The organism is Spirillospora sp. NPDC046719, from assembly GCF_040645715.1.
GTDB lineage: Bacteria > Actinomycetota > Actinomycetes > Streptosporangiales > Streptosporangiaceae > Spirillospora.
This window is the reverse complement of sequence record NZ_JBEYYT010000590.1, coordinates 1-4,740: the sequence shown is the minus strand read 5'-3', so window position 1 is coordinate 4,740 and position 4,740 is coordinate 1. Positions and strand designations below refer to the sequence as shown.

Here is a 4,740-nt window from a genome sequence, read left to right as displayed (position 1 = left end):
CGAAGCGACGCCGAAGGCGCCCTTGACTTTGGAGGGGCGGCCCCGTACGCAAGCGCCACCCCACCACCCGAACACCCCTCTCGCCGATCTCCCCAACACCCAACTCGAAGACCGCGGCGCTCCTTCCACCCATAACCCCGACATCCTCACGCCTCGAAGACCACTCTCCTAGACGCGTCTACTTCCTCTCTTCGTCCCCCGTAGACAATCCGCCTCGCCGTTCGCCGCATGCCACGCGCTCGCCACGCACCTGATCATTCCTTATGCGCGCGGCCAGGCATGTAGGTCTCCGCCTGATGGTGTTTTCGCGGTTTGTTGAAGCTTCCCCGTCACCCCGAGTACCGCATCTCTGATGCATCACCGCCCATCCGACTACCTCAATCCGCACCTGCGCCTTGACCTGCGGCGACGACGGCGGCGACAGCGCAGCAGCGGCGGCGGTGAAGAACTGTCTCGGGTCCTTGGTTCACTCGAACGCCATGGCGAGTGCGGTCGCGCGCTGGAGTGGCGAGGCAACAACCCGATCCGTCACCGCTGCCGCTACTTCATGCGGTCTTACGCCGGGACGGTGTGCGGTGCGCCCAGCGCGGAGTCCACGTGCCGGGGGCGGCGGGCGGAGAGCCGAGGTGGGCGCGGAGTGCGGTGAGGGCGGGGTGCTGGTTGTCGCGGTGCCAGATGAGGGAGTGCGGGTAGACGGGCGTCGGGTCGTGGACGGGCGTGGTCGGCGGGCCACACCAGGCGGGTCCGGTCGCCGACGAAGGTGGTCAGCGCGGTGGAGTCGGCGATGGCGTCGAGGAGCGGCTCCAGGCCGAACTGGCGGCCGACGGGTCGATGGTGATGCCGAAGGCGGCGGCGGGGTCGTCGTAGAAGGCGGCCCATTCGGTGCCGAGGACGATGCCGGGCATCCAGATCCGGTGTCCGGCGAGGTCGGCGGGACGGACGGCGCGGGCGGCGGCGAACGGGGGGCCGGGCCGGTGAGGAGTTGGACGGGTTCGTCGAGGACGCGGGTGGAGTCGAGGCCGACGGGGAGCCGGTTGGGGGCGGTGAGGGCGCGGAAGGACGCGTCGATGGTGCCGGAGGCGATCGTGTGGAGTGCGGCGTCGGCGTCGAAGAGGGGCACGACGTCGAGGGGATGGCGGGATGCGCGGTGGAAGTTGCGGAGCAGGCTGGCGGGGGCGAGCCGCCGGGCGATCGCGTCGACGCGGAGCGCTTGGCGGCCGGGGGCGATGGAGGCGATGGCGCGCTCCTCGGCTTGGAGGAGGGCGCGGGCGTGGGGGAGGAGCGCCTGCCCGTCGATGGTGAGGCGGGCTCCGCGGGCGGTGCGGGTGAGCAGGCGGACGCCGAGGTCCTTCTCGAGGGCGGCGATGCGCTTGGACACGGCCTGCTGGGTGATCGGCAGTTCCGCCGCCGCGTCTTGGAAGCGGCCGGCATTCGGGGCGGCGGCGAATGTGCGCATGGCGGCGAGGAGCTGAGCCGGATGGAGGTGGGCGGGCGGATCGGGCACCCGAGGCCCGGATCGGTGACTCGGTCGTGTTCGACTCGCCGTTCCCCGTGGAGACGCCGGGACTGCTGCGGCTGTTCGGACGCCGACGCGGTGGTGGAGCGCGCGGTCGGGGCGGGGGCCGCCGTGGTCGCGCGTCCGACCGCGCTGTTCTGGGGCGACAAGGTCGGGCGCGTCCGGGATCCGCTGGGCAACCCAGGAGCGGCTCGGCGAGCCGACGCCCTAGCGTGCGATGGATCCGAAGTATGTCGAGGGCGTGGCTTACGTGCAGTCGAGCCTGGGGCCCGTCCTTCCCGCGCCGGAGTAGGGACGCGGCAGCCGTGGGCCGCGGCGGTCGCCCTGGCTTGATCGTTCCGGTGTGTTATGTCCGGGGACGCTGCCATACTGCCCGCCATGTCCCCGCTGCTTCCGGCAGATCCCGCACAGTCGACCCTCTACCTGGACTGGGTCGAGGAGGCCGATCCCGGCGCCGCGCCGGGCGCGGAGAAGCTGCTCGCGACCGTCCGCGCCGGGCTCGGGCGCGCTCACGAGCGGCCCGGCCGGTTCCTGGACGACATGAAGCGGGAGGCGCGCGGCCTCCCCGCCGCGCACCTGCCGTGGTTCTGGGACACCGTCGGCCACCGGCTCGCCGGGGTCGCGCCCAAGCACGCCGCCACCGCGTACGCGGACGCCCGCGACGCCGAGGCCCGGCACGCGCTGCCGGTCGACGACGAGTATCGGGTGGACAACGCCCTGCTGTTCGCGCGGGCCGGGGCGATCGGCGCGGCCCGCGTCCGCGAGCATCAGGAATGGCTCGGCGCGACCTACCCCGCCGACCGCGCGCACCGCGAGTTCGCCCGGTTCGTGGCCGCGTGGGGGAGGGGCGGCGCGGCGCCGCCCGCGGACCTGCACACCCGCGTCCGCAGGTCCGCGAAGGCCGCGGGTCTCGGTCTCGCCGAGGACGCGGCGATCCTCGCGCAGGCGCTCGCCGACGCGCGCGGCACCGCCGTCCCCGACGGCCTGCTCGACGGTGCCGCCAAGGTCTTCGCCAAGGCGGCGCCGCCGCCGGAGCTGCGCGCCGGACTCGCCGTGGTCTTCCCGATCGGGGCCGTCGACGGCGCCGCCTGGCTGCGGATGCTGGACGCCGCCGGGGTGATCGACGCGATGGCGTCCGGTGACGTCCGGCCGTCGAGCGGCCTCGCGGGCTGGCTCGGCGCGTTCTCCGCGCACTACTCCTACGTCCGCGTCCCGTACGGGGGCATCACCCGTCAGCGGATGCCGGACGAGCTGTTCGCGGCGCTGCCGAGGCTCGCGCCCCGGTTGCGCGCCGAGGCCGTCCCGGTGCGGCTGCACGAGTCCCGTTACCGCGGCGCCGCCCACTTCGACGCCGACCTCGTCGACGCGTGCCTCGCCGAGGGCGTCCGGGTGGAGGACCCGGGCCCGGGCACGCCCCTGCACTTCTGGGGCGCGGAGTCCCGCCGCGACCTGACGGCGCTCGCCGCCGACCCGGTGCTCGGCCCGCGCCTGGAGGGCACGGTGCACGCCCGGCTGCGCGAGGGCACCGCGATCTCGCGGCTGCCCGAGACGCCCGGCGTGGAGAAGGCCGTCCACGACAGGCTCTCCGCGCTGATCGGCCAGGTCGCGGGCGGGGGCCTCGGCGGCGCCGGACGCGCCCTGGACGCCCTCGACGGCCTCCTCGACCCGCCGACCGCCGCGGCGCTGGACGGCATCGGCGACGCCCTCGCCGTGCTCGACCTCGCCGTCCCGCTCGCCCGTACGCTGCGCGCCGGCGTCCTCGCCGAACTCGGCTGGCCCGCGCTGGACGCGGCGCTCGCCGACCTCGGCGAGGACGTCCTCGGCGCCACGTCCACCTGGCCCGTCCTCACCGTCTACGGCGGCGGCCGCGCCATCGCGGTCGACCACGCGGGACGGCGCGGCGAGTGCGCGTTCGCGCTGCCCGCCGGGACGAGCGTCCGCACCGTCCACTATGCGGGCGGGGACTTCCTGGTCGGCTGGTCGGAGCGGGAGGGCGCGCGCGGCGTCGACCGCGCGTTCTGGGCGAGCGCCCCGGACGAGGTCTTCGAGCCGGAGAACAAGCTGGGCATGGTCGCCTGCCGGGGGCTGCGCAGCGGCGGGCAGGGCTACCAGTTCGAGGTCGGCGGCGGCCGCTACGACGGCGAGCGGGTCCTGCTGCCCGGCGGGCGGGAGGGCATCGGCGACCACGAGCGGCAGTACGGCGACGGCACGCGGATCTGGAGCGCGCCCCGGTACGCGTACTCGCAGGCGGACTGGGCCGTCCTCGATCCGGCGACGGGCGAGCGCGGCCCGGCCGCCGCGCCGCCGGACTTCCTCGCGGCCGACCCGCCGGACGGCGCAGCCTGGGACGACGACTGGTTCAGCCTCGTGCGCCTGCCCGATGGCGTGACCGCGTCGCCGCTCGGCCAGTCCGGCGGACTCGCCGGGTTCCGCGTCGCCAGGATGGAGAGCGGTAAGGGCGGCCCGCCGGCCGGCTGGACGATCGAGGGCACCGACGGCCGCCGCGCAACGCTCCGCCGCACCGACGACCTCGGCGACCCGTGGGGCGTCCTGCGCATGCCCGGCGGCCCCGATCTCGTCGTGGCGCTGGAGGACTCCAACGCCTACGTGCCGATTCGCTGCTACGACGCGTCCGACGGCACGCTGCTGTGGGAGGGGCGCGCCTACCCCTCCGGAAAGGCGCAGTGGAGCGTCGACCCGCAGGGCCGGCCGATGCTGCCGCCGCCCGCGTTCTGGCACTTCCTCGCGCCGCGCGACACCGGCTCGTCCGAGGCGCTGCGCGGCGCGACCGAGCAGGCCGCCCGTGCCCTGCTGGAGGCCGCGCCCTCACCGGAGGCGGTGCGGGACGCGCTGGCCCGCGAGATGCCCGAGCTCACCGACCCGGCGATCGTCTCCGGCGTCGTCGGCACGGTGCTGCGGGCCGCGGACGTGCTGCGCCACCGCCGTGCGCTGTCGCGCCGCGTCGAGGTGATCCGGTCCGGCGCGACGGTGCGGCCGCCCGCCGAGACCCCCGACACCGACCTCGACGACGCGCTGCTCGGGCTGCTGCCCCCGCCGCCCCGCCTCAACGGGCAGGAGCGGTCGCCGCGGCCCGCCACCGTCACCGCGATCGCCGCCGACGGCCGCTTCCTCGACGGGACGATCGACGACGCGACGCGGCTGGTCAGCCCGCCCGCGCGGCCCCTCGACTGGGCTCCGCTGCTCGGCGCGATCGACGCCCCCGC

The 4,740-nt window shown here is 75.5% G+C and carries 1 protein-coding gene and 2 pseudogenes; 1 reads left to right on the top strand and 2 read right to left on the bottom strand.

All coding sequences use genetic code 11. The features are described from left to right. Positions 1-764 precede the first annotated feature (764 nt). Both ABZ914_RS46690 and ABZ914_RS46685 read right to left on the bottom strand, forming a co-directional pair. Positions 765-905, bottom strand: a complete 141-nt coding sequence (locus ABZ914_RS46690) for a hypothetical protein (protein WP_500201090.1) — start codon at positions 903-905, stop codon at positions 765-767. 440 nt (positions 906-1,345) lie between these two features. Then, a pseudogene (locus tag ABZ914_RS46685) lies at positions 1,346-1,456 on the bottom strand (helix-turn-helix domain-containing protein); the annotation flags it as partial. 438 nt (positions 1,457-1,894) lie between these two features. Here ABZ914_RS46685 and ABZ914_RS46680 point away from each other — a divergent pair. Next, positions 1,895-4,740, top strand: a pseudogene (locus ABZ914_RS46680) (hypothetical protein); the annotation flags it as partial.

What these genes read in the sequence shown, in the direction of transcription:
- ABZ914_RS46690 (WP_500201090.1), bottom strand. Translation starts at nt 905, where the DNA reads ATGCCCGGCATCGTCCTCGGCACCGAATGGGCCGCCTTCTACGACGAC.